The 19,953-nt window shown below is 67.5% G+C and carries 17 protein-coding genes and 1 pseudogene; 13 read left to right on the top strand and 5 right to left on the bottom strand.

Annotated features, from left to right (window positions below; translation table 11 throughout):
• Nucleotides 1-37: 37 nt before the first annotated feature.
• Entirely contained in the window at nt 38-1,423 is a 1,386-nt protein-coding gene (smeF, locus tag VN11_RS18735; RefSeq protein WP_053450833.1) for a multidrug efflux RND transporter outer membrane subunit SmeF, read from the top strand.
• A gap of 143 nt (nt 1,424-1,566) precedes the next feature.
• Here the strand turns inward: smeF and VN11_RS18730 are convergent, their stop codons facing one another.
• The 4 genes from VN11_RS18730 to VN11_RS18715 form a co-directional block, all read right to left on the bottom strand.
• On the bottom strand, nt 1,567-1,989 hold the full coding sequence (locus tag VN11_RS18730) for a low affinity iron permease family protein (RefSeq protein WP_008267004.1): 423 nt from the start codon (nt 1,987-1,989) through the stop codon (nt 1,567-1,569).
• A gap of 62 nt (nt 1,990-2,051) precedes the next feature.
• On the bottom strand, nt 2,052-2,378 hold the full coding sequence (locus tag VN11_RS18725) for a hypothetical protein (RefSeq protein ID WP_008266057.1): 327 nt from the start codon (nt 2,376-2,378) through the stop codon (nt 2,052-2,054).
• A gap of 74 nt (nt 2,379-2,452) precedes the next feature.
• Nucleotides 2,453-2,713 carry a hypothetical protein gene (locus VN11_RS18720; protein ID WP_053450832.1) on the bottom strand — a complete coding sequence of 87 codons (261 nt, stop codon included), beginning with the start codon at nt 2,711-2,713 and terminating at the stop codon, nt 2,453-2,455.
• Between the two features lie 198 nt (nt 2,714-2,911).
• A complete protein-coding gene (locus VN11_RS18715) occupies nt 2,912-3,364 on the bottom strand; it encodes a nucleoside deaminase (RefSeq protein ID WP_005411083.1) in 453 nt (150 codons plus the stop codon).
• Nucleotides 3,365-3,444: 80 nt separating this feature from the next.
• Between VN11_RS18715 and ubiE the strand changes: the two genes are divergently transcribed.
• From ubiE to VN11_RS18695, 4 genes are all read left to right on the top strand, one after another.
• A complete protein-coding gene (ubiE, locus tag VN11_RS18710; protein ID WP_006471026.1) occupies nt 3,445-4,206 on the top strand; it encodes a bifunctional demethylmenaquinone methyltransferase/2-methoxy-6-polyprenyl-1,4-benzoquinol methylase UbiE in 762 nt (253 codons plus the stop codon).
• A gap of 272 nt (nt 4,207-4,478) precedes the next feature.
• Nucleotides 4,479-6,407 (top strand): M1 family metallopeptidase, encoded by a 1,929-nt coding sequence (locus tag VN11_RS18705; protein WP_053450831.1) that lies wholly within the window; start codon nt 4,479-4,481, stop codon nt 6,405-6,407.
• 123 nt (nt 6,408-6,530) lie between these two features.
• Complete coding sequence (locus tag VN11_RS18700) at nt 6,531-7,262, top strand: hypothetical protein (protein ID WP_053450830.1); 732 nt, start codon at nt 6,531-6,533, stop codon at nt 7,260-7,262.
• Nucleotides 7,262-7,885 (top strand): HAD family hydrolase, encoded by a 624-nt coding sequence (locus VN11_RS18695; protein WP_053451382.1) that lies wholly within the window; start codon nt 7,262-7,264, stop codon nt 7,883-7,885. The genes VN11_RS18700 and VN11_RS18695 overlap by 1 nt, the downstream gene beginning before the upstream one ends.
• 178 nt (nt 7,886-8,063) lie before the next feature.
• On the opposite strand, the gene VN11_RS18690 is transcribed toward VN11_RS18695, so the two are convergent.
• Nucleotides 8,064-9,002, bottom strand: a complete 939-nt coding sequence (locus VN11_RS18690; RefSeq protein WP_053450829.1) for a carbohydrate kinase family protein — start codon at nt 9,000-9,002, stop codon at nt 8,064-8,066.
• A gap of 283 nt (nt 9,003-9,285) precedes the next feature.
• Here VN11_RS18690 and VN11_RS18685 point away from each other — a divergent pair, with 283 nt between their 5' ends.
• The 8 genes and pseudogenes from VN11_RS18685 (at nt 9,286) to VN11_RS18650 (ending at nt 19,908) form a co-directional block, all read left to right on the top strand.
• Complete coding sequence (locus tag VN11_RS18685; RefSeq protein WP_005419402.1) at nt 9,286-10,332, top strand: rod shape-determining protein; 1,047 nt, start codon at nt 9,286-9,288, stop codon at nt 10,330-10,332.
• A 121-nt stretch (nt 10,333-10,453) separates the two neighbouring features.
• Nucleotides 10,454-11,590: a rod shape-determining protein MreC gene (gene mreC / locus VN11_RS18680; protein WP_053450828.1), complete on the top strand. Its 1,137-nt coding sequence runs from the start codon at nt 10,454-10,456 to the stop codon at nt 11,588-11,590.
• Nucleotides 11,587-12,072 carry a rod shape-determining protein MreD gene (mreD, locus tag VN11_RS18675; protein WP_008265483.1) on the top strand — a complete coding sequence of 162 codons (486 nt, stop codon included), beginning with the start codon at nt 11,587-11,589 and terminating at the stop codon, nt 12,070-12,072. The genes mreC and mreD overlap by 4 nt, the downstream gene beginning before the upstream one ends.
• A 3-nt stretch (nt 12,073-12,075) precedes the next feature.
• Entirely contained in the window at nt 12,076-14,163 is a 2,088-nt protein-coding gene (mrdA, locus tag VN11_RS18670; protein ID WP_053450827.1) for a penicillin-binding protein 2, read from the top strand.
• Nucleotides 14,160-15,272: a rod shape-determining protein RodA gene (gene rodA, locus VN11_RS18665; protein WP_053450826.1), complete on the top strand. Its 1,113-nt coding sequence runs from the start codon at nt 14,160-14,162 to the stop codon at nt 15,270-15,272. Before mrdA ends, rodA (VN11_RS18665) begins: the two co-directional genes overlap by 4 nt.
• 142 nt (nt 15,273-15,414) lie before the next feature.
• Nucleotides 15,415-16,509, top strand: a pseudogene (gene rodA / locus VN11_RS18660) (rod shape-determining protein RodA).
• Nucleotides 16,510-17,497: 988 nt separating this feature from the next.
• Nucleotides 17,498-18,643 (top strand): lytic murein transglycosylase B, encoded by a 1,146-nt coding sequence (mltB, locus tag VN11_RS18655; RefSeq protein ID WP_006470749.1) that lies wholly within the window; start codon nt 17,498-17,500, stop codon nt 18,641-18,643.
• On the top strand, nt 18,640-19,908 hold the full coding sequence (locus tag VN11_RS18650; RefSeq protein ID WP_053450825.1) for a septal ring lytic transglycosylase RlpA family protein: 1,269 nt from the start codon (nt 18,640-18,642) through the stop codon (nt 19,906-19,908). Before mltB ends, VN11_RS18650 begins: the two co-directional genes overlap by 4 nt.
• Nucleotides 19,909-19,953: the final 45 nt, after the last annotated feature.

Raw genomic sequence — 19,953 nt, 5'->3', positions numbered from 1 at the left:
CCTCCTGCCATCCGGCAGTACCGATGGAAGTCATCCCATGAAAAGTGCATCCCTGTTCCTTTCCATTGCCGCCGCGCTTGCGCTGGCCGGCTGCTCCACCCTGGTGCCGAAGGACACCGCCGTCGCGCCGGCCATTCCGGCGCAGTGGCCGGCCGAGGCCACGCAGGGCCAGGTGGCCGATGTTGCCGCCGTCGGCTGGCGCGACTTCTTCACCGACGCGCGCCTGCAGCAGGTGATCGACCAGTCGCTGCAGAACAACCGCGACCTGCGCGTGGCCGTGCTCAACGTGGAACGCGCACGCGGCCAGTACCGCGTGCAGCGCGCCGACCGCGTACCCGGCGTGGCCGTCACCGGCCAGATGCAGCGCCAGGGCACCGACGCCGGCGTCACCGAACAGTTCACCGCGGGCGTGGGCGTGGCCGAGTTCGAGCTCGACCTGTTCGGCCGCGTGCGCAACCTCAGCGAGGCGGCGCTGCAGCAGTACTTCGCTGTGGCGGCCAATCGCCGCAATGCGCAGCTGAGCCTGGTGGCCGAGACCGCCACGGCGTGGCTGACCTATGGTGCCGACGCACAGCGGCTGAAGATCGCCGATGCCACGCTGAAGACCTACGAGGATTCGCTGCGCCTGGCCGAAGCCCGCCATGAGCGCGGCGGCAGTTCGGCACTGGAACTGACCCAGACCCGTACGCTGGTGGAAACCGCGCGCACCGATGCCGCACGCCTGCGTGGGCAGCTGGCCCAGGACCGCAACGCGCTGGCACTGCTGGCCGGTGGTCAGCTGGATGCATCACTGCTGCCGGACAGCATCGAGCCGCAGCTGCTGGCGCTGGCACCGCCGCCGGCCGGCCTGCCCAGCGACGTGCTGCTGCAGCGCCCGGATATCATGGCCGCCGAACACCAGCTGCTGGCCGCCAACGCCAACATCGGCGCGGCGCGCGCGGCGTTCTTCCCGAGCATCTCGCTGACCGGCAGCATCGGCAGTGGTTCGAGCGAACTGTCCAACCTGTTCGACAGCGGCACCCGCGTGTGGAGCTTCCTGCCGAAGATCACCCTGCCGATCTTCCAGGGCGGCAAGCTGCGCGCCAACCTGGCCATTGCCAACGCCGACCGCGATATCGCGCTGGCGCAGTACGAGAAATCGATCCAGGTCGGCTTCCGCGAAACCGCCGACGCGCTGGCGCTGAATGTCAGCCTGGATGAGCAGGTGAGTGCACAGCAGCGCCTGGTGGATGCGGCCGAACAGGCCAACCGCCTGTCACAGGCGCGCTACGACGCCGGCCTGGACAGCTTCGTCACCCTGCTCGATGCACGGCGTACCGCCTACAACGCGCAGCAGACGCAGCTGCAGGCGCAGCTGGCCCAGCAGGCCAACCGCATCACGTTGTACAAGGTGCTGGGCGGCGGCTGGCACGAGCGCGGATAAGCAGCGCTTCTGGTAGGTGCCAACCTAGGTTGGCACGAATGCGTCAGCGCAGGCGGCTGGCCCTGTGCCAACCAAGGTTGGCACCTACCTCGATCATCGGTGGGAGTGCCGGCCGCTGGCCGGCATTGTCATTCCAGGGCCTGCTACACCGCCTCATCGTCGCGGCGGGTGGCATGGCAGGCACGCACTCGTGCCAGCGCGTCGCCGGCTTCGCGCGCCATGCGCTCGTACTCGCGGCGAATCTCTTCCAGTCGCTCTTCGTCCAGCTCTTCCAGGTCGAGCAGCTCGTTGTTGGCCTCGGCCGTCGCGCGGATCAGCTCGTCGAGCTTGATCTGCATCGCCGCGGTGTCCGAGTTCTGCGTGTGCTGGATCAGGAACACCATCAGGAAGGTGATGATGGTGGTGCCGGTGTTGATCACCAGCTGCCAGGTGTCGTTGAAACCGAACAGCGGGCCACTGATGCCCCAGATCACCACGATCGCGACCGCAGCCAGGAAGGTCCACGGCGAACCGGTGGCGGCCGCGGCCTTCTTGGCGATCGTATTGAACAGGTTTCTTGCTTTCATCGTCGTCGTCCCACTCAGGTGACGAGGATGATCGGCAGTGCCTTGTGCAGGGGCCGTGCAGCTCAGGCGCGCAGGCGCGGAGCGTCCTGCAGGCGCACCCGGCTGGTCTGGTAGACATGCTGCCAGCAGCGGTCGACGAACTCGCGGGCCTGGGCTTCACTCAGGCGCGGCATGATCTGCAGGGCGTACTGGGTCTGGAACATCTCGTCGCGCTGCGCATTGCTGGCGCGCGGCTGGGTGATCAGCGAATCGCAGGCGAACTTGATCCACGGTACGTACGAGCCGAACGAATTGTGCGGCAGTGCGCCGTCGGCATGCTGGCGACGCCAGTGGTCAAGCTCGGCGTCTACGTTGATGACCGGGGGAATGGTGGGAACTTCAGCGTGCATGTCGATCCAATCGGTTGAAGTGGATGGGAGTGGGGGTTCATCGCAGTGTGGCCTGAGCGGCAGTGGATGCCGCGTCAGGGAGATGTGCAGCCAGCGTTGCGATTGCCGATCAGTTGCGCATGCTCGACCGCGCCCATTTCTTCGGCCATGTCGGCCATTGCGTTGCACAGGCGCTCGTGGTCGAGCGGACGGCCTTGTACCAGTTCCAGCTGCAGGCCCTGGTAGGCCGTCCAGAACAGGGCGCCACGCTGATGCAGCGCGAACTGCTGCTGCAGGCGCGTGCGGATGGCGGCGAGGATCGGGTCGGGCGTGGGGCGTACGGCGTGCGCGCACATGGCTGGCTCCGCCGGGGAAGGAAGTCCCGGTAACCCCACCCTAGGCGCCCTGCGCGGGTGGGGTGTTACCGCAGCGTGTGCAGGCAGTCCAGCTGACTGTGCACGGGTTCACAGCAATCGCCGCAAACGCTGCCGGCACTAGGGCGTGCCAGCACTGAAGCGTTCATTAAGCAGGTTCAACAGTACGCTGCGCGGTGCTCATTCGCCGATGTCTTCGTTCCAGATCTCAGGATGCTGCGCAATAAAGCCGCCGAGCAGATCGACGCATTCCTGGCTGTCGAGATCGATCACGTTGACGCCGTTTTCGCGCAGCCAGTCGATGCCGCCCTGGAAGGTACGCGATTCGCCCACCACCACCGTGCCGATGTTGAACTGGCGCACCAGCCCCGAGCAGTACCAGCACGGGGCCAGGGTGGTGACCATGATGGTGTCCTGGTAGCGGCGCTGGCGGCCGGCCTTGCGGAACGCGTCGGTCTCGCCGTGCACGGAAGGGTCGCCTTCCTGCACGCGTCGGTTGTGGCCACAGCCGAGCAGGCGGCCGTCGTTGTGGTACAGCGCCGCGCCGATCGGCACGCCGCCTTCGGCCAGGCCCTGGCGGGCTTCGGCGATGGCGGTCTGCAGCAGGGCCTGGTAGTCGGGCGTGGTGATCATGCGGGGCTCCGGTAAGTCGTGGCCCGCCATGATACGGGCAGGGGGTGCCGCTGGCTCCCGGCGGTGCGATAATCGGGGCCATGAGCGAATCCCCCTACAAAGCCGGTACCACCCATTTCGGGTTCCGCGACGTCGCCGCCAAGGACAAGCAGAAGCTGGTCGGCCAGGTGTTCACGTCGGTCGCGCGCAACTACGACCTGATGAACGACCTGATGAGCCTGGGCGTGCACCGGGCGTGGAAGCGCTACTACGTGGCGACCGCGCAGGTGAAGCCGGGTGATCGCGTGCTTGACCTGGCCGGTGGCACCGGCGACATCGCCGCCCTGCTGAAGGAGCGCGTGGGCGCCGAAGGCTCGGTGGTGCTGGGCGACATCAACGCCGGCATGCTGTCGGTCGGCCGTGACCGCCTGACCAACCGCGGCCTGGTGCTCGGCCTGGACTACGTGCAGTGCAACGCAGAGGCCCTGCCGTTCCCGGACAACAGCTTCGATCTGGTCACCATCGCCTTCGGCCTGCGCAACGTGACCGACAAGGACGCCGGCCTGCGCGAGATGTATCGCGTGCTGAAGGTGGGCGGCCAGGCCCGCGTGCTGGAGTTCTCCGAAGTCACCGCCGACTGGTTCAAGCCGATCTACGACTTCCATTCGTTCCGGATCCTGCCCAAGCTGGGCAAGCTGTTCGCCAACGATTCGGACAGCTACCAGTACCTGGCCGAGAGCATCCGCAAGCACCCGCCGCAGGACGAACTGAAGGCGATGATGGGGCAGGCCGGTTTCGAGCGCTGCCACTACAAGAACCTGACCGGCGGCATCGTCTCGATCCATTCCGGCTACAAGCTGTAAGTCGTGCCTTGGTAGGTGCCAACCTTGGTTGGCACGCCCCGGCCGCGATCATCCGCTCTGGTGGGTGCCGACCTTGGTCGGCACGGGCCTGCCGCGAGCGATGAAAGATCCGTGCCAGCCAAGGTTGGCACCCACCTGTAGATGCCAACCTTGGTTGGCATGCGCCGGAGGCGCAGGGTCGGCCCCACCCGCCATTACCCCGCACCGCGCAACGCCTGCGCGGCCGGAGGGAGGTACCATTGGGGGTCTGATCCCCGTAACGGTCCCGATTCATGCGTAATCCGCTGATGCTCCTTCCGCTGGCCGTGGCCCTGGCCGCCGGCTGCTCCCAGGAGGCGGCCGCGCCCGCCGCCGCCCCGACTGCCGCAAAGGCCCCCGCCGCCCCCGTGAACGCCGAGAACCGCAGCCACGACGAAAGCTCGTACGCCGAGCCGGACAAGGTCGTCATCAAGGACATCGCGCTGGATCTGAAGCTGGACTTCGACCAGAAGCAGATCGGCGGCACCGCCACCTACACCCTGGAATGGAAGCAGAAGGACGCCAAGCAGCTGGTGCTCGACACCCGCGAGCTGAGCGTGTCCAAGGTCGAGGCCGTCGCCGCCGATGGCGCGCGCAGCCCGCTGAAGTTCGAGCTGGCCGCCGCTGACAAGGTGTTCGGCAGCAAGCTGACTATCGAAGCCCCGGAGCAGCCGGCCAAGGTGGAAGTGACCTACCACACCGCACCGACCGCTTCGGGCCTGCAGTGGCTGGCGCCGTCGATGACCGAGGGCAAGAAGCTGCCCTTCATGTTCAGCCAGTCGCAGGCCATCCACGCCCGTTCCTGGGTGCCGCTGCAGGACACCCCGAGCGTGCGCTTCACCTACAGCGCGCACGTGGTCTCGCGCCCGGACGTGATGGTGCTGATGAGCGCCGACAACGATCCGAAGGCCGCGCGTGACGGTGACTACACCTTCAAGATGCCGCAGCCGATTCCGTCGTACCTGTTGGCCATCGCCGCCGGCGACCTGGTGTTCGAGCCGATCTCCGGCCGCTCCGGCGTCTGGGCCGAGCCGACCATGGTCAACAAGGCCGCCAAGGAATTCGAAGACACCGAGAAGATGATCGGTGCCGCCGAGAAGCTGTACGGCGAATACCGCTGGGGCCGCTACGACATGCTGGTGCTGCCGCCGTCGTTCCCGTTCGGTGGCATGGAGAACCCGCGCCTGACCTTCGCCACCCCGACCGTGATCGTCGGCGACAAGTCGCTGGTGTCGCTGGTCGCCCACGAACTGGCGCACAGCTGGTCGGGCAACCTGGTGACCAACGCCAGCTGGAAGGACATCTGGCTCAATGAAGGCTTCACCACCTACGTCCAGGGCCGCATCACCGAAGCCCTGTACGGCAAGGAGATGGCCGAGATGGAGAAGCAGATCGACCAGACCGACCTGCTGGCCGAAGTGAAGGACATGAGCCCGGCCGACCAGGCGCTGGCGCTGCCGCCGCTGAACGAGCGTGACCCCGACGAAGCCCTCAGCCAGGTCGCCTACGTCAAGGGTTCGTGGTTCCTGGAGTTCCTGGAACAGCGCTTCGGCCGCGAGACCTTTGATCCGTTCCTGCGTGGCTGGTTCGATGACCACGCCTTCCAGAGCGCGAACACCGACCAGTTCGTCGAGTACCTGAAGAAGAACCTGCTGCCGAAGAATCCGTCGGCAGTGACCGAGGCTGAACTGAAGGCCTGGCTGGACGAGCCGGGCATCCCGGCGTTCGCGGTCAAGGCGCAGTCGCGCAACTTCAGCAGCGTCGATACCGCGCGGATCGCCTTCGCCAGCGCCGGCACCGTGCCGAGCAGCCAGGTCATCGCCGACTGGAGCACGCAGGAATGGGTGCGCTTCATCGACGGCCTGGGCGCCACCCAGCCGCTGGACAAGCTGGCCACGCTGGACAAGGCGTTCCACTTCACCGGTACCCCGAATGGCGAGATCGCCATGCGCTGGTATCCGCTGGCGATCCGCAGCGGTTACGAGCAGGCCAACGAAGGGGCCGCTGCATTCATCGAGCGCGTCGGCCGTCGCAAGCTGATCATGCCGATCTACGCTGAACTGGTGAAGACCCCGAAGGGGCTGGAGCTGGCCAAGCAGGCCTTCGAGAAGGCCAAGCCGGGCTACCACCCGATCACCACCGCCTCGGTGCAGGACATGCTGGCCAAGGCCGAAGCCAAGTAAGCAGAAAGCGCCGGGCACCCCCCGGCGCTTTTTTGTAGAGTCGAGCCATGCTCGACTGGCTCTTCAACAGCAGTCGAGCATGGCTCGACTCTACAAGAATGCGAAAACACCAAGGACCTCCGCATGAAACGACTGATCCTGCTCACCGCCTGCACCCTGGCCCTGGCCGCCTGCAGCAACCCCGAGGAAGAGCGCAAGGCGCAGGAAGCCGCCGCGGCCGCTGTGCAGGCGCAGAAGGAAGCCAAGGCCGAGGACGTCGCCAAGCAGTACGACATGGCCGTGGCCGCGCAGGACTGGGAACGCGCACGCCTGCATGGCGCTTCGCTGCTGGACCAGTACAAGGACACCGCCGCGGCCGAGCGGATCGCCGCCGGCTTCGATGAGGTCAAGGCCAAGGGCGACGCCGCGCGCGACCTGCGCCGCATGCAGGCGCTGTGGCAGTACAACCAGATTCCGGTGGGCAACAAGGGCAACCAGGTCTCTGCCCAGATCTACAGCAAGGAACGGGTGGACGTGGATGGCAGCGGTGCCAAGCCGGTGCAGCTGGTGTTCCGCGATCACCCGGAATGGAAGCGGCACGCCTACCTGGTGCTGCAGGCCGGCGATTTCCGCTGCCCGCAGTGCACGGTGAAAGTGACCGTGGACGACGGCAAGCCGGTGTCGATGGCCGCCTGGCGGCCAAAGACCGATGAAGCCATTGCGATGTTCATCACCGACCAGAAGGCGCTGTGGAAGCTGGCGCGCAAGGGCAAGTCGATCAGCATCGAGTTCCCGGTCAAGGCCGGCGGCACGCGCACGGCCGTGTTCGAAACCGGCGGTGTCGACGCCAGCCGCATGCCGCAGTGGTGGCAGTGATGATCGCAACGGGCAGCGCAGTGCACGCGTTGTCCGCGATCCGGCACTGGGTGTTCGACATGGACGGCACGCTGACGGTAGCCGTGCATGACTTCGCGGCGATCCGCCGCACGCTGCAGATCGCCGCCGAGGAAGACATCCTCGACCATATCGCCGCGCTACCGGACGCACCGGCACGGGCCAAGCGCGAGTGGCTGCTGGATCACGAACGCGCGCTGGCCGAGGACGCACTGCCGGCGCCGGGCGCGGTGAAGCTGCTGCGCGCGCTGGCGGCCGCAGGCTGTCGGCTGGGCATCCTGACCCGCAACGACCACGCGCTGGCGAAGCTGACGCTGGAGGCGATCGGAGTCGGCGAACTGTTCGACGATGCCGACATCATCGGCCGCGATGAAGCCGTGCCCAAGCCTTCACCGGATGGCCTGCAGCAGCACCTGCGGCGCTGGGGCGTTTCCGCCGGGCAGGCGGTGATGGTCGGGGACCACGCCTACGATCTGGAGTGCGGCCGCGCTGCGGGCACCCACACCGTGCTGGTCAACCTGCCGGAAAACCCATGGCCGGACTGCACCGACTGGCATTTCGCCGACTGCCGCGACCTGTTGGCCGCATGGCTGCAGAAGGGGTAGTGCCGGCCGCTGGCCGGCAGTGTCGACCCGGGTCGACACCTACCAGGGTAAAGCGTGTCGACCAAGGTCGACACCTACCAACAGCATTCCCGGTAGCGCATCGGGTGGAAAGCCCCCTTGTTGTTCAAGGGGGCGCGCCGAAGGCGCGGGGATAAGGTGGAATGCGCGGGCAATTTGGTTACGCGCTAAGCGCGTAGCCAAATTGCTGCTTGAACTGCTCGTTGAACTCATCGAAGGTGAAGCGCTGGTTCTGGGTGCCGGGGTGTTCGACCTTCAGCGCGCCCATCAGGTTGCCCATGCGGCCGATGGTCAGCCAGTCGTAGCCCTTCTGGATGCCGTAGATCAGGCCGGCACGGAAGGCGTCGCCACAGCCGGTCGGGTCGACCACGCGGCGCTCGTGCGCCGGCGGGATGTCGTAGCTCTTTTCCGGGGTGTGGATGACCGCGCCCTTCGGGCCGCGCGTGGTGATGTAGGCCTTGACCCGGCTGACGATCTCCTTTTCGTCCCAGCCGGTGCGTTCCTGCAGCAGATTCGACTCGTAGTCGTTGACCACCACGTAGTCGGCCTGGTCGATGAAGGCACGCAGCTCCGGGCCGTTGAACAGCGGCATGGCCTGGCCCGGGTCGAAGATGAACGGGATGCCGTCCTCGTGGAACTCCTGCGCGTTCTGGATCATGCCCTCGCGGCCGTCCGGGCCGACCAGGCCCAGGGTCACGCCCGGCACGCCACGCACGTGGTTCTCGTAGGAGCGCATCATCGCGCCCGGATGGAAGGCGGTGATCTGGTTGTTGTCGTGGTCGGTGGTGATGAACGCCTGCGGAGTGAACAGCTCATCGATCACGCGCACGCGGGTCAGGTCGATGCCCAGGCCTTCGAAGTATTCGCGGTACGGGCCGAAGTCCGAACCCACGGTGCCCATCGGGATCGGCTGGCCGCCCAGCAGGTGCAGGTTGTAGGCGATGTTGCCGGCGCAGCCACCGAACTCGCGGCGCATGCGCGGCACCAGGAAGGACACGTTCAGGATGTGCACCTTGTCCGGCAGGATGTGATTCTTGAACTGGTCCGGGAACACCATGATGGTGTCGAAGGCAAGAGAACCACAGATCAGAGCGGACATCGATGTAAGCCTATGCGGTGAATTTTGGGATGGGCCGGCCCGGTTCAGCGGGCAAGCAAACGGCGCCCTTGGGCGCCCGACGGCGCAAAGGTTACCCGCTGGTGCCGCTCAGGGCCAGAACCGGGTGAGACCGGATCAGGCCGAAAGCCTGTGAAGACGCGGGTTCAGCTAGTTTTTTCCTTGCTCGGCGGCAGGCGGGTTGCTAGGCTTGTCGGCCTCGATTTCTGCCCATTTTTTCGCCATCCCGCGGCGGGCACGACACCCCTCAGGACTCCTTCCTCAGATGTTCAAGAAACTCCGTGGCATGTTCTCCAACGACCTGTCCATCGACCTGGGCACGGCCAACACCCTCATCTACGTGCGCGGGCAGGGGATCGTGCTGAACGAGCCGTCGGTCGTGGCCGTGCGTCAGGACCGTGCCATTGGCGGCACCCGTTCGGTGGCAGCCGTAGGCGCCGAGGCCAAGCAGATGCTGGGCCGTACCCCGGGCCACATCACCACCATCCGCCCGATGAAGGATGGCGTCATTGCCGACTTCACCTACACCGAGGCGATGCTCAAGCACTTCATCAAGAAGGTGCACAAGTCGCGCGTGCTGCGCCCGAGCCCGCGCGTGCTGGTCTGCGTGCCGGCCGGCTCGACCCAGGTCGAGCGCCGCGCGATCAAGGAATCGGCCGAGGAAGCCGGCGCCCGTGACGTGTTCCTGATCGAAGAGCCGATGGCCGCGGCGATCGGCGCCGGCATGCCGGTGACCGAAGCCCGTGGCTCGATGGTCATCGACATCGGCGGCGGCACCACCGAAGTGGCGGTGATCTCGCTCAACGGCATCGTCTATTCGGCGTCGGTCCGCATCGGCGGCGACCGCTTCGACGAGTCCATCACCAACTACGTGCGCCGCAACCACGGCATGCTGATCGGTGAAGCCACCGCCGAGCGCATCAAGGTCGAGCTGGGCTGCGCCTACCCGCAGGCGGAAGTGATCGAGATGGAAATCTCCGGCCGCAACCTCGCCGAGGGCGTGCCGAAGATGATCAAGATCAGCTCCAACGAGGTGCTCGAGGCCCTGCACGAGCCGCTGTCGGGCATCGTCAGCGCGGTCAAGCTGGCGCTGGAGCAGACCCCGCCGGAACTGTGCGCCGACGTCGCCGAGCGCGGCATCGTGCTGACCGGTGGTGGCGCCCTGCTGCGCGACCTGGACCGCCTGATCTCCGAGGAAACCGGCCTGCACGTGCAGGTGGCCGACGATCCGCTGACCTGCGTGGCCCGCGGCGGTGGCCGTGCGCTGGAGCTGGTCGATATGCACGGCAACGAGTTCTTTGCGCCGGAGTAAGCCGTCCCGGCTGCCTGCGCCCGCAGCGCCCCTCCGGGGTGCGGCCCGCCATGAGGGTGGGCCGGCACCGGCGGGGCGCCCGCGTGTTTCCCTTCCGCCTTCTGCCAGTTGAATCGTTGCCGTGCCGCCCTACGCCGGACCTCCCGTCGCTTCCCGATCCGGTGATGCCGCCAGCCCCTTGCGGCTGCTGGCTTATCTCGCACTGGCCATCACCCTGATCGTGCTTGACGACCAGGCCGGCTGGCTCGCGCAGCTGCGCGGGCAGGCCAACAGCCTGGTGCAGCCGGTGTGGGCGCTGGCGGGCCTGCCGGGCAAGCTCGGCAACCAGGTCAAGGATTCGGCGGCCAGCCATGGCCAGCTGGTCAACGAGAATCGTGAACTGCGCAACCAGCTGCTGCTGGCCAACGCGCGCCTGACCCGCCTGCAGACCGCCGCGCTGGACAACGCCCAGCTGCGCGAACTGCTGAACGTGGCCGAGCGCAGTGGCCTGGATGTGCAGCTGGCACCGGTGCTGGACATCGACCTGGACCCGGTGAAGCAGCGGCTGGTGCTCGACGCCGGCAGCCGCGAAGGCGTGCATGTCGGGCAGGCGGTGATCGATGCCGGCGGCCTGATGGGCCAGGTGATCAGCGTCACCGGCGGCACCTCCACCGTGCTGCTGCTGACCGACCCCGACCACGCGGTACCGGTCACCGTGGCCCGCAACGGCGTGCGCCTGATCGTCTACGGCCGCGGCGACAAACTGGAACTGCGCGACATTCCGCTCAGCGCTGGTGTGGAAGTGGGCGATGAGATCGTGACTTCCGGTCTGGGTGGCCGCTTCCCGGCCGGCTTCCCGGTCGGCACCATCACCGGCCTGCGTCCGGACGATACCCATGCCTTCCTGGTCGGCGAACTGAAGCCGGCGGCCCAGCTCGACCGCGGCCGCGACGTGCTGCTGCTGCGCCCGGGCGCGGCGATCCGGATTCCGCCGGAACTGCGCCTGCAGCTGGAAGCCACCGCGCCGGGCGGCCCGGCCACGGGTGCCACCGCGCCTGCGCCAGCCACAACGACGCCGGCTCCGGCCAGTGCTCCGGTAGTGCCGGCCGCTGGCCGGCAACAGCCCTCGTTGCAAACGAGGACTGTTGCCCCCGCATCCCACCTTACCCCCGCGCCTTCGGCGCGCCCCCCTCAACAAGAGGGGGGCTTTCCCCCAGCCGGGTCCACGGTAGTGCCGGCCGCTGGCCGGCAACCGACCACGCCGGAGGCCCAACGATGAGCCGCCTGCGCGACAACCCGTGGGTGCTGCCGGCCAGCCTGGTGGTGGCGCTGCTGCTGGGCCTGCTGCCGCTGCCGGCGCTGCTGCAGCCGCTGCGCCCGTACTGGCTGGCGCTGGTACTGGCGTACTGGGTGATCGAAGCGCCCGAACGCGTCGGCCTGGGCGTCGCCTTCGCCAGTGGCGTGATCGCCGACCTGCTATACGGCGGCGTTCTCGGTGAACAGGCGCTGCGGCTGGTGATGCTGGCCTTCATCCTGCAGCGCTTCCGTGCCCGCATCCGCTTCTTCCCGATGTCACAGCAGATGCTGGCCATCGGCGGCCTGCTGTTCAACGACCGCATCGTCAGCGCGCTGGTCCACATCCTGGTGGGCGAGCCGACGTTGCCGTGGTCGTACTGGTGGGCGCCGCTGCTGGGCATGGGCCTGTGGCCGCTGGTGTTCGTGCTGCTGGACGCGGTGCGCTTCGGCAAGCGCGGGCGCTGAGCCATGATTCCGCGCCGCCAGGTCAAGAACCCACACGCCGAAGCCGAACAGTTCCGCCGTCGCGCGGCGCTGGGTTTCCTGGGCGTGCTTGTCTGCCTGCTGGGCCTGGGCGGCTGGTACTTCAAGCTGCAGGTGCTGGACCACGACGTCTACGCCACGCGCTCGGAGGCCAACCGCATCAAGCCGCGGCCGGTGGTGCCCGGGCGCGGCATGATCTATGACCGCAACGGCCGCCTGCTGGCCGAGAACGTGCCGGCCTTCCGCCTGGACGTGACCCCGGACAAGGTCAAGGACATGGACGCCACCCTCGAAGGGCTGGCGAAGATCATCAGCATCAGCCCGGAAGAGCTGGAAGCGTTCAACAAGTCGCGCAAGGCGCGCCGCAAGTTCCTGCCGGTCACGCTGAAGCTGCGCATGAGCGACGAGGAGATGGCGCGCTTCGCCGTCGACCGCTGGCGCTTCCCCGGCGTCGAGCTGGAGCCCTACCTGACCCGCCGCTACCCCTACGGCGACCTGTTCGCGCACATCATCGGCTACGTCGGCCGCGTCGATGACAAGGATCTGGAGATCCTCGGTGAAGGCAATGCGGCGCTGACCCACATCGGCAAGTCCGGCCTGGAGCGCTATTACGAGCAGCAGCTTCGCGGCAAGGTCGGCTACGAGCAGGTCGAAACCAACGTGCAGGGCCGTGCGATCCGCACCATCGGCCGCGTCGCCGCGCAGTCCGGTGCCGACCTGCGGCTGTCGATCGACGCCGACCTGCAGCGCGCCATGGTCGCCGCCTTCGGCGACCAGGAAGGCTCGGCGGTGGCGATGGACCCGCGTACCGGCGAAGTGCTGGCGATGGTCAGCCTGCCGTCCTACGACCCCAACCTGTTCGTCAACGGCATTTCCCATGCCGACTTCAAGGCGCTGAACGAGAACCCGTCGCGGCCGCAGTTCAACCGCCTGGTGCTCGGCGGCGTCGCCCCGGGCTCCACGCTGAAACCGCTGATCGGCCTGGCCGGCCTGGATTCGGGCGTGCGCCGCCCGGAAGACAAGGTGCTGTCCACCGGCATGTTCTACCTGCCCGGCACCTCGCGCGGCTGGGGTGACGCCCACCGCGGCGGCCACGGCTGGACCGACCTGCGCAAGTCCATCGCCGAGTCGGTCAATACCTACTACTACAAGTTGGCGCTGGACCTGGGCATCGAGCGCTTCGACCACTACATGGAGTACTACGGCTTTGGCCAGCCGACCGGCATCGACCTGACCGGCGAAATCGGCGGCATCCTGCCGTCGCCGGCTTACAAGCGGAAGACCCGCAAGGAAGCCTGGTACCCCGGCGATACGGTCAACATCAGCATCGGCCAGGGCGACTGGAAGGTCACCCCGCTGCAGCTGGCGCGTGGTGTCAGCGCGCTGGCCGACGGCCAGTTGCGCACCCCGCACCTGGTGATCCAGCAGCGCGACGGCTTCGACAGCGACTGGGCGGCGACGTCGCCTGGCGAGATCAAACCGGTCAGCCCCAACCCCAGCAACCTGCAGGCGGTGCGTGAGGGCATGATGGCGACCATGCGGCCCGGCGGCAGCGGTTGGCGCGTGGCGGTGGGTGCGCCGTACGTGATGGCCGGCAAGACCGGTACCGCGCAGGTCATCAGCCGCAAGGGCACGGCCGCCGTGAATCCGAAGAGCCTGCCGATGCACCTGCGCCACCGCGCGCTGTTCGTCGGCTTCGCGCCGGTCGAGAACCCGGTGATCGCGATCGCGGTGGCGGTGGAGGGTGGCGGCTACGGTGGTTCGGCGGCCGCGCCGATCGCACGCAAGGTGTTCGACGCCTACCTGCTGGGCAAGATGCCTGAAGGCATGCAGCCGCTGGACAGCGAGCGCGGCACCACCGCCATCGGCGCCACCGCGTTCGACAACGAAGATGCCGGTGCGCGCCAGGCCGGTGATCTGGCCGCCGCGCAGCTGGCCGAGCACCCGGTGCTGGTCGGCGTGCCTGCGCCCGAACCGGCACCCGCGCCGGCTCCGGCACCGCCGCCGGGCACACCGGCTGCCGCCGCGCTGCCGGCCACGCCGCGTCCCACCTCTGCGGAGCCCGCACGATGAAGGTGTTCCTGCGCTGGGCCGGCGACATGCTGCGCCGCTTCTTCAGCACGCTGGACTGGGTGTTGTGCCTGGCGCTGGGCGCGTTGATGGTGATCGGCCTGGCCACCTTGAAGAGCGCCGGTGGCGACAGCCTGGTGATGGCCCAGGGGGCGCGTTTCGCGGTGGGCATGGCCGCACTGTGGGGCATCTCGCGGGTGCCGATCCTGCGCATCCGCTCAGCCACGCCGATGATCTACGCGATCTCGATGATCCCGCTGCTGGCGGTGTTCGTACTCGGCACCGGCAAATACGGACGGCAGTGGCTGGACCTGAAGTTCTTCTACCTGCAGCCGGCCGAGCTGCTGAAGGTCAGCCTGCCGATGATGGTGGCCTGGTACCTGCACCGGATGCCGCTGCCGCCGCGCTTCAACACCGTGCTTGTGGCGCTGGTCATCATCGGCGTACCGACCGGGCTGGTGATGCTGCAGCCGGACTTCGGCACCGGCGTGCTGATCGCTGCCAGTGGTGTGTTCGTGCTGCTGCTGGCGGGCCTGCCGTGGTGGTGGGTCGGCCTGGGCGTGGGGGGCGTGGCTGCGGTCGCGCCGCTGGCCTGGTTCTGGTTGCTGCGGCCGTACCAGAAGGACCGCATCATGATGTTCCTGGACCCGGAGATGGATGCGCTGGGCGCGGGCTGGAACATCATCCAGTCGAAGATCGCGATCGGTTCCGGCGGCTTCGACGGCAAGGGCTGGGGCGAGGGCTCGCAGTCGCACCTGAACTTCATTCCCGAGCAGACCACCGACTTCGCGTTCTCGGTGCTGAGCGAGGAATTCGGCTGGATCGGCGTGGCCACCGTGCTGGCGTTGTACCTGGTGGTGATCGGGCGCTGCCTGTGGATCGCCAGCCAGTCGCGCGATTCCTATTCGCGGCTGCTGGCCGGTGCCACCGGCCTGGCGTTCTTCGTGTACGTGCTGGTCAACGGCGGGATGATTTCCGGCCTGCTGCCGGTGGTGGGCGTGCCGATGCCACTGATCAGCTACGGCGGCACCTCGGCGGTATCGCTGCTGGCCGGCTTCGGGCTGGTGATGGCAGTGCGCAGCCACAATCCGGTACACGGCGGCTACGGCTGAGCCCGGCTCCGCCGCCTTCGTAGAGTCGAGCTTGCTCGACTGCTTCTGTTGCTGCATGAAAGGCAGTCGAGCACGGCTCGACTCTACAAATGCAGCTGCCGCATGACAGCTTCACGCAAGCACGCATTGCTACCGTGCCCGCGTGGAATGGAAACGACTGTTTGGCGGCTGCCGTGAGGCGGTGCGCACGATCGACCTGCCGTTGCTGGTTGCGCTGTTGATCCTGATGGGCGCCGGCCTGGCGGTGCTGCACAGCGTGTCCGGCCCGGTGGCCGGGCAGGCCGCGCGCTTTGCCGGTGGCCTGCTGGCGATGTGGCTGCTGTCGCGGGTTTCGCTGCTGCGCCTGCGCGCGTGGACACCGGCGTTGTATGCGCTGTCGATGCTGCCGCTGATGGCGGTGTACGTGATCGGTACCGGCAAGTACGGGCAGCGCTGGCTCAACCTGGGTGTGTTCTACCTGCAACCGTCCGAGCTGCTCAAGCTCAGCCTGCCGCTGATGATGGCCTGGTACCTGCACCGGCAACCACTGCCGCCGTCGCCGCGCACGGTGCTGACCGCCGCGGTGCTGATCGGAGTTCCCGCGGTACTGATCCTGATGCAGCCCAACCTGGGCACCGCCACGCTGGTCACCGCCAGCGGCGTGTTTGCGTTGTTGCTGGCCGGCCTGCATTGGGGCTGGGTGGCCACTGCCGCGACCGGGCTGGCGCTGGCCGCACCGCTGGCGTGGTTCGGCCTGCTGCGGCAGTACCAGAAGGATCGCGTGCTGACCTTCCTCGACCCGGCGGCGGACCCCCTCGGCACCGGCTGGAACATCCTGCAGTCGCGCATCGCGATTGGCTCCGGTGGCTGGCAGGGTCGCGGCTAGGGGCAGGGCACGCAGGCCACGCTGGATTTCCTGCCCGAGTACACGACCGACTTCGCGTTTTCAGTGTTGGCCGAAGAGTTCGGATGGATCGGTGTGGCGACGGTGTTCGCGCTCTACCTGTTCGTGGTCGGGCGCTGCCTGTGGATCGCGGTGCACGCGCGCGACACGCACGCACGGTTGCTGGCCGGCAGCCTGGGGCTGGCGTTCTTCGTCTATGTCCTGGTGAATGGTGGAATGATTTCCGGCCTGCTGCCGGTGGTGGGCATTCCGATGCCGTTGATCAGCTATGGCGGGACATCGGCGGTTTCGCTGTTGGCCGGTATCGGGTTGGTGATGGCGGTGCGCGGGCACCGGCCGGTGCACGGGGGATAGGGGTTCCAGCCAACGGCGCCGCCCCTCGTGGGTGGTCGCGTAACGCAGGTCATGTAATTGGGGCGGGCGCGGTGGGTTCGCGGGACACGCCGTAAACCCGTCCCTAGGGGCTCGATGGCGCCATCCATGGCGCCAACGGTCCCGCGAACCCACCGCGCCCGCCCCCTGACAGTTTTCGGGCGCGTCCACCCACGAAAAGAAAAAAGAAGATCAAAAGCAAAAGCGGCCTGGCGGATCGCTTCATTGCCTTGTGTAGAGCCAAGCCGTGCTCGGCTCACGAGCAAGCGCAGCGCGCGACCCGCTTTTGATCTTTTTTCTTCTCCGTGGGTGGCAGGCCACCGACATCTGTCAGAGGGCGGTCGGGTTGGGTCCGCGGGGGTGTCAGCCGCATGGATGTGGCTGCCAAGCCCCCAAGGATGGGTTCACGGCGTCCCCCGCTGACCCGACCCGACCGACCCACTCGCTGCTTCTGCTTTCTGCGACAAATCCAACCCACCCACGAGGGGCTGCGCCGTTGGCTGGAAATTTCCTGACTCTGCGCAACGCCCGTTGTGGAAGCGTTCTCACAGCAGCCCGCAGCTGCATTGCCACTGACCGAAGTCCATAAAAATGTAATCCGGTTCACACTTTTACGCTGCGTTGATCCTGATCAATGGACTTGTCGTAATCGGCCTGCACAATGGCGGCCCGTTCGGCACGGCGCGCCGTCAATCGTTGCAGCGCGAGGGGGCGTCGGGCGGGAAGCAGTACTGATCCAACGGGTACAGGGAGCGCGGGGTACTGCCACTGGGGAGCGGCAGCCGCGCAAGGTACCGACCGGATCCGGTCGCCGGTTGCGTCTGCGGGGATGGGGGCGCAACCGGCAACCTCTATCTGAATGGGGTGGGTCGATCACGACGTCTTCACATTTCCCACTGAACGCGGGCAAATCGTTGTGATTCATGGTGTTAGGGGTTTTAATTCATCCATGACCTGCTAACCTGCGACGATGATTCGACGCACTCTGGCCTGCATGCTCACCCTCGGCCTGGTCGCCTGCGCGACCCAGCCGAAGTCCCCACCGTCTTCGCCCCAGGCCAGCAGTACGCCGCGCCAGCCCGCCAGCAAGGCCCATGGCCCGGCCGAGGCCGCGCCCGAAGCCACTGCGGCCACCGCGCCGCCGGTCGATCTCACCCCGGTGCCGTTCGAGGTCGCGCGGGCCCGCTTCATTGCCGATACCGCCAAGCGCTATGGCCTGAAGCCGGAGCAGATCAGCAGCGTGCTCGACCAGGCGCAGGTGCGCCAGCCGATCATTGCTGCCATGTCGCGCCCGGCCGAACGGGTCAAGCCGTGGAACGAGTACCGGCCGATGTTCATCAGCAAGGCGCGTATCGACGGCGGCCGCGCGTTCCTGGCGCAGCATCGCGCCGAGCTTGATCGCGTGCAGCAGCGTACCGGCGTGCCGGCCGAAGTGATCGTGGCGATCATCGGCGTGGAAACCAGTTACGGCAAGAATGCCGGCAGCCATCGCGTGCTGGATGCGCTGTACACGCTGGCGTTCTACTACCCGCGCAGCGGCGATCCGGCCAAGCTGGAACGCGAAGTGCGCCGCGAGCTGTTCTTCCGCGACGAACTGGCCAAGCTGTTCGAACTGGGCCGCGAAGAGAAGCTGGACATCACCACGCTCAAGGGCAGCTATGCCGGTGCGATGGGCATGGGCCAGTTCATGCCGTCCAGCTATCTCGATTACGCGGTGGACGGTAACGGCGATGGCCGCCGTGACCTGTTCAACAGCTATGACGACGTGTTCTCGTCCATCGCCAACTACTTCGTGAAGAAGGGCGGCTGGGTGCGTGGCGGCCAGGTCGCCGTGCCGGCCACGCTGGCGCCGGGGCGCGAGGAGTTCAACCCGACCGAGTGGATGCCCACCTGGTCGCTGGCCGACCTGGCGCAGCGTGGCTACCAGCCGAGCGCGCCGGTGCAGCCCGGTGCCACCGCTACCCCGATCACGCTTGAAGGCAGCACCGGCAAGCAGTACTGGCTGGGCTTCCAGAACTACTACGCGATCACCCGCTACAACCTCTCGAAGATGTACGCGATGGCCGTGTTCCAGTTGTCCCAGGCCATCGCCGGACAGGAGCTGCCCCCGGCATGAACATCAGATGGTTGGCCCCAGGCTTGATCGTCCTCGCGCTGGCGGCCTGCAGCAGCGCGCCGAAGAAGCCGGCCACGGCCGGCCATGGTGGCAAGTCCAGCGGCACGCTGGTGCAGGGCCGCGGATCGCGCCCGGCGCATTGCCCAGACGGTTCCCCGTACGCGGCGGCCAAGGAAGACCTGAGCACCCGCGGCAACTACACCGCCGGTGGCCTGTACAAACCGGGCGTGCGCGACAGCACGCCGGACTACATTCCCAACGTGGCCTGCATTCCCGAGCCGGAAGTGACCGCCGAGGAACGATCGGCGATCGGCAACAAGTCGCCGTACGTGGTGCTGGGCAAGTCGTACAACGTGCTTGACGACACCCGCAACTACGTCGAGCGCGGCACCGCGTCGTACTACGGCGCCAAGTTCCATGGCCGCCTGACCTCCAACCGCGAGGTCTACGACATGTACCAGTTCACCGCCGCGCACAAGACGCTGCCACTGCCCAGCTTCGCCCGCGTGACCAACCTCGACAACGGCGAGTCGGTGATCGTGCGCGTCAACGACCGGGGGCCGTTCCATGATGGCCGCGTGGTTGACCTGAGCTATGCCGCCGCCGTGCGCCTGGGCATCACCCAGCGCGGCACCGGCAATGTCGAAGTGCGCGCACTGCAGCCGGGCGAGAGCAACCTGCTGGCGCAGAAGCCGTCGCGCCGCGAGCGCCGCGCCGCCGAAGCGGCCGCCGCCACCGCCGTGGCCAGTGCACGACCGGCACCGGCGGCGCGGGTCGCCGCCGACAGCGACATCGATCGCCTGGTCCAGCGTCTGCCGGCCGACGGCATGCCTGCACGCGGCCAGCCGGCCACCACCCAGGGCGTAGCCAGCACCGCGCCGGACGTGGCGGTCAGCAGCCTGCCACCGAGTGCACTGCCGGTGCGCAGCTCCGCACCGGCACCGGTTGCGGTGGCCAGCGCGGCACCGCGTGCGGCTGCGCCGGCCCCGGTACGTTCCGCCCCGACGACACCCAGCCTGTCGCAGCAGGTGGTCGGCGCAGTGATGGTGCAGGTCGCCAGCTTCTCCAACCGCGACAACGCCAACCGCGCGATGGGCCAGCTCAATGCCGCAGGCATCGTCGGCGCCACCATCAGCGACATCGCGGCCGGTGGCCGCACCCTGTTCCGCCTGCGCGTACCCGCCAGCGACCATGCCAGTGCCGCGGAACTTGTCGGCCGCATCGCCGGTCTGGGCCTGGGTTCGCCGCAGATCGTCAAGGATTGAACCGCCCGGGCCGGTGCTGCCGGCCCGTGCTCCCCCGGCCTTACA

Source organism: Stenotrophomonas maltophilia, assembly GCF_001274595.1.
GTDB lineage: Bacteria > Pseudomonadota > Gammaproteobacteria > Xanthomonadales > Xanthomonadaceae > Stenotrophomonas > Stenotrophomonas forensis.
This window is presented reverse-complemented; position numbering and strand designations above follow the sequence as displayed.

What these genes read in the sequence shown, in the direction of transcription:
- VN11_RS18695 (WP_053451382.1), top strand. Translation starts at nt 7,262, where the DNA reads ATGATCGCAACGGGCAGCGCAGTGCACGCGTTGTCCGCGATCCGGCAC.
- VN11_RS18650 (WP_053450825.1), top strand. Translation starts at nt 18,640, where the DNA reads ATGAACATCAGATGGTTGGCCCCAGGCTTGATCGTCCTCGCGCTGGCG.
- VN11_RS18700 (WP_053450830.1), top strand. Translation starts at nt 6,531, where the DNA reads ATGAAACGACTGATCCTGCTCACCGCCTGCACCCTGGCCCTGGCCGCC.
- VN11_RS18690 (WP_053450829.1), bottom strand. Translation starts at nt 9,002, where the DNA reads ATGTCCGCTCTGATCTGTGGTTCTCTTGCCTTCGACACCATCATGGTG.
- VN11_RS18715 (WP_005411083.1), bottom strand. Translation starts at nt 3,364, where the DNA reads ATGATCACCACGCCCGACTACCAGGCCCTGCTGCAGACCGCCATCGCC.
- VN11_RS18720 (WP_053450832.1), bottom strand. Translation starts at nt 2,713, where the DNA reads ATGTGCGCGCACGCCGTACGCCCCACGCCCGACCCGATCCTCGCCGCC.
- mreD (WP_008265483.1), top strand. Translation starts at nt 11,587, where the DNA reads ATGAGCCGCCTGCGCGACAACCCGTGGGTGCTGCCGGCCAGCCTGGTG.
- mltB (WP_006470749.1), top strand. Translation starts at nt 17,498, where the DNA reads ATGATTCGACGCACTCTGGCCTGCATGCTCACCCTCGGCCTGGTCGCC.
- VN11_RS18685 (WP_005419402.1), top strand. Translation starts at nt 9,286, where the DNA reads ATGTTCAAGAAACTCCGTGGCATGTTCTCCAACGACCTGTCCATCGAC.
- mrdA (WP_053450827.1), top strand. Translation starts at nt 12,076, where the DNA reads ATGATTCCGCGCCGCCAGGTCAAGAACCCACACGCCGAAGCCGAACAG.
- VN11_RS18725 (WP_008266057.1), bottom strand. Translation starts at nt 2,378, where the DNA reads ATGCACGCTGAAGTTCCCACCATTCCCCCGGTCATCAACGTAGACGCC.
- ubiE (WP_006471026.1), top strand. Translation starts at nt 3,445, where the DNA reads ATGAGCGAATCCCCCTACAAAGCCGGTACCACCCATTTCGGGTTCCGC.
- VN11_RS18705 (WP_053450831.1), top strand. Translation starts at nt 4,479, where the DNA reads ATGCGTAATCCGCTGATGCTCCTTCCGCTGGCCGTGGCCCTGGCCGCC.
- VN11_RS18730 (WP_008267004.1), bottom strand. Translation starts at nt 1,989, where the DNA reads ATGAAAGCAAGAAACCTGTTCAATACGATCGCCAAGAAGGCCGCGGCC.
- smeF (WP_053450833.1), top strand. Translation starts at nt 38, where the DNA reads ATGAAAAGTGCATCCCTGTTCCTTTCCATTGCCGCCGCGCTTGCGCTG.
- rodA (WP_053450826.1), top strand. Translation starts at nt 14,160, where the DNA reads ATGAAGGTGTTCCTGCGCTGGGCCGGCGACATGCTGCGCCGCTTCTTC.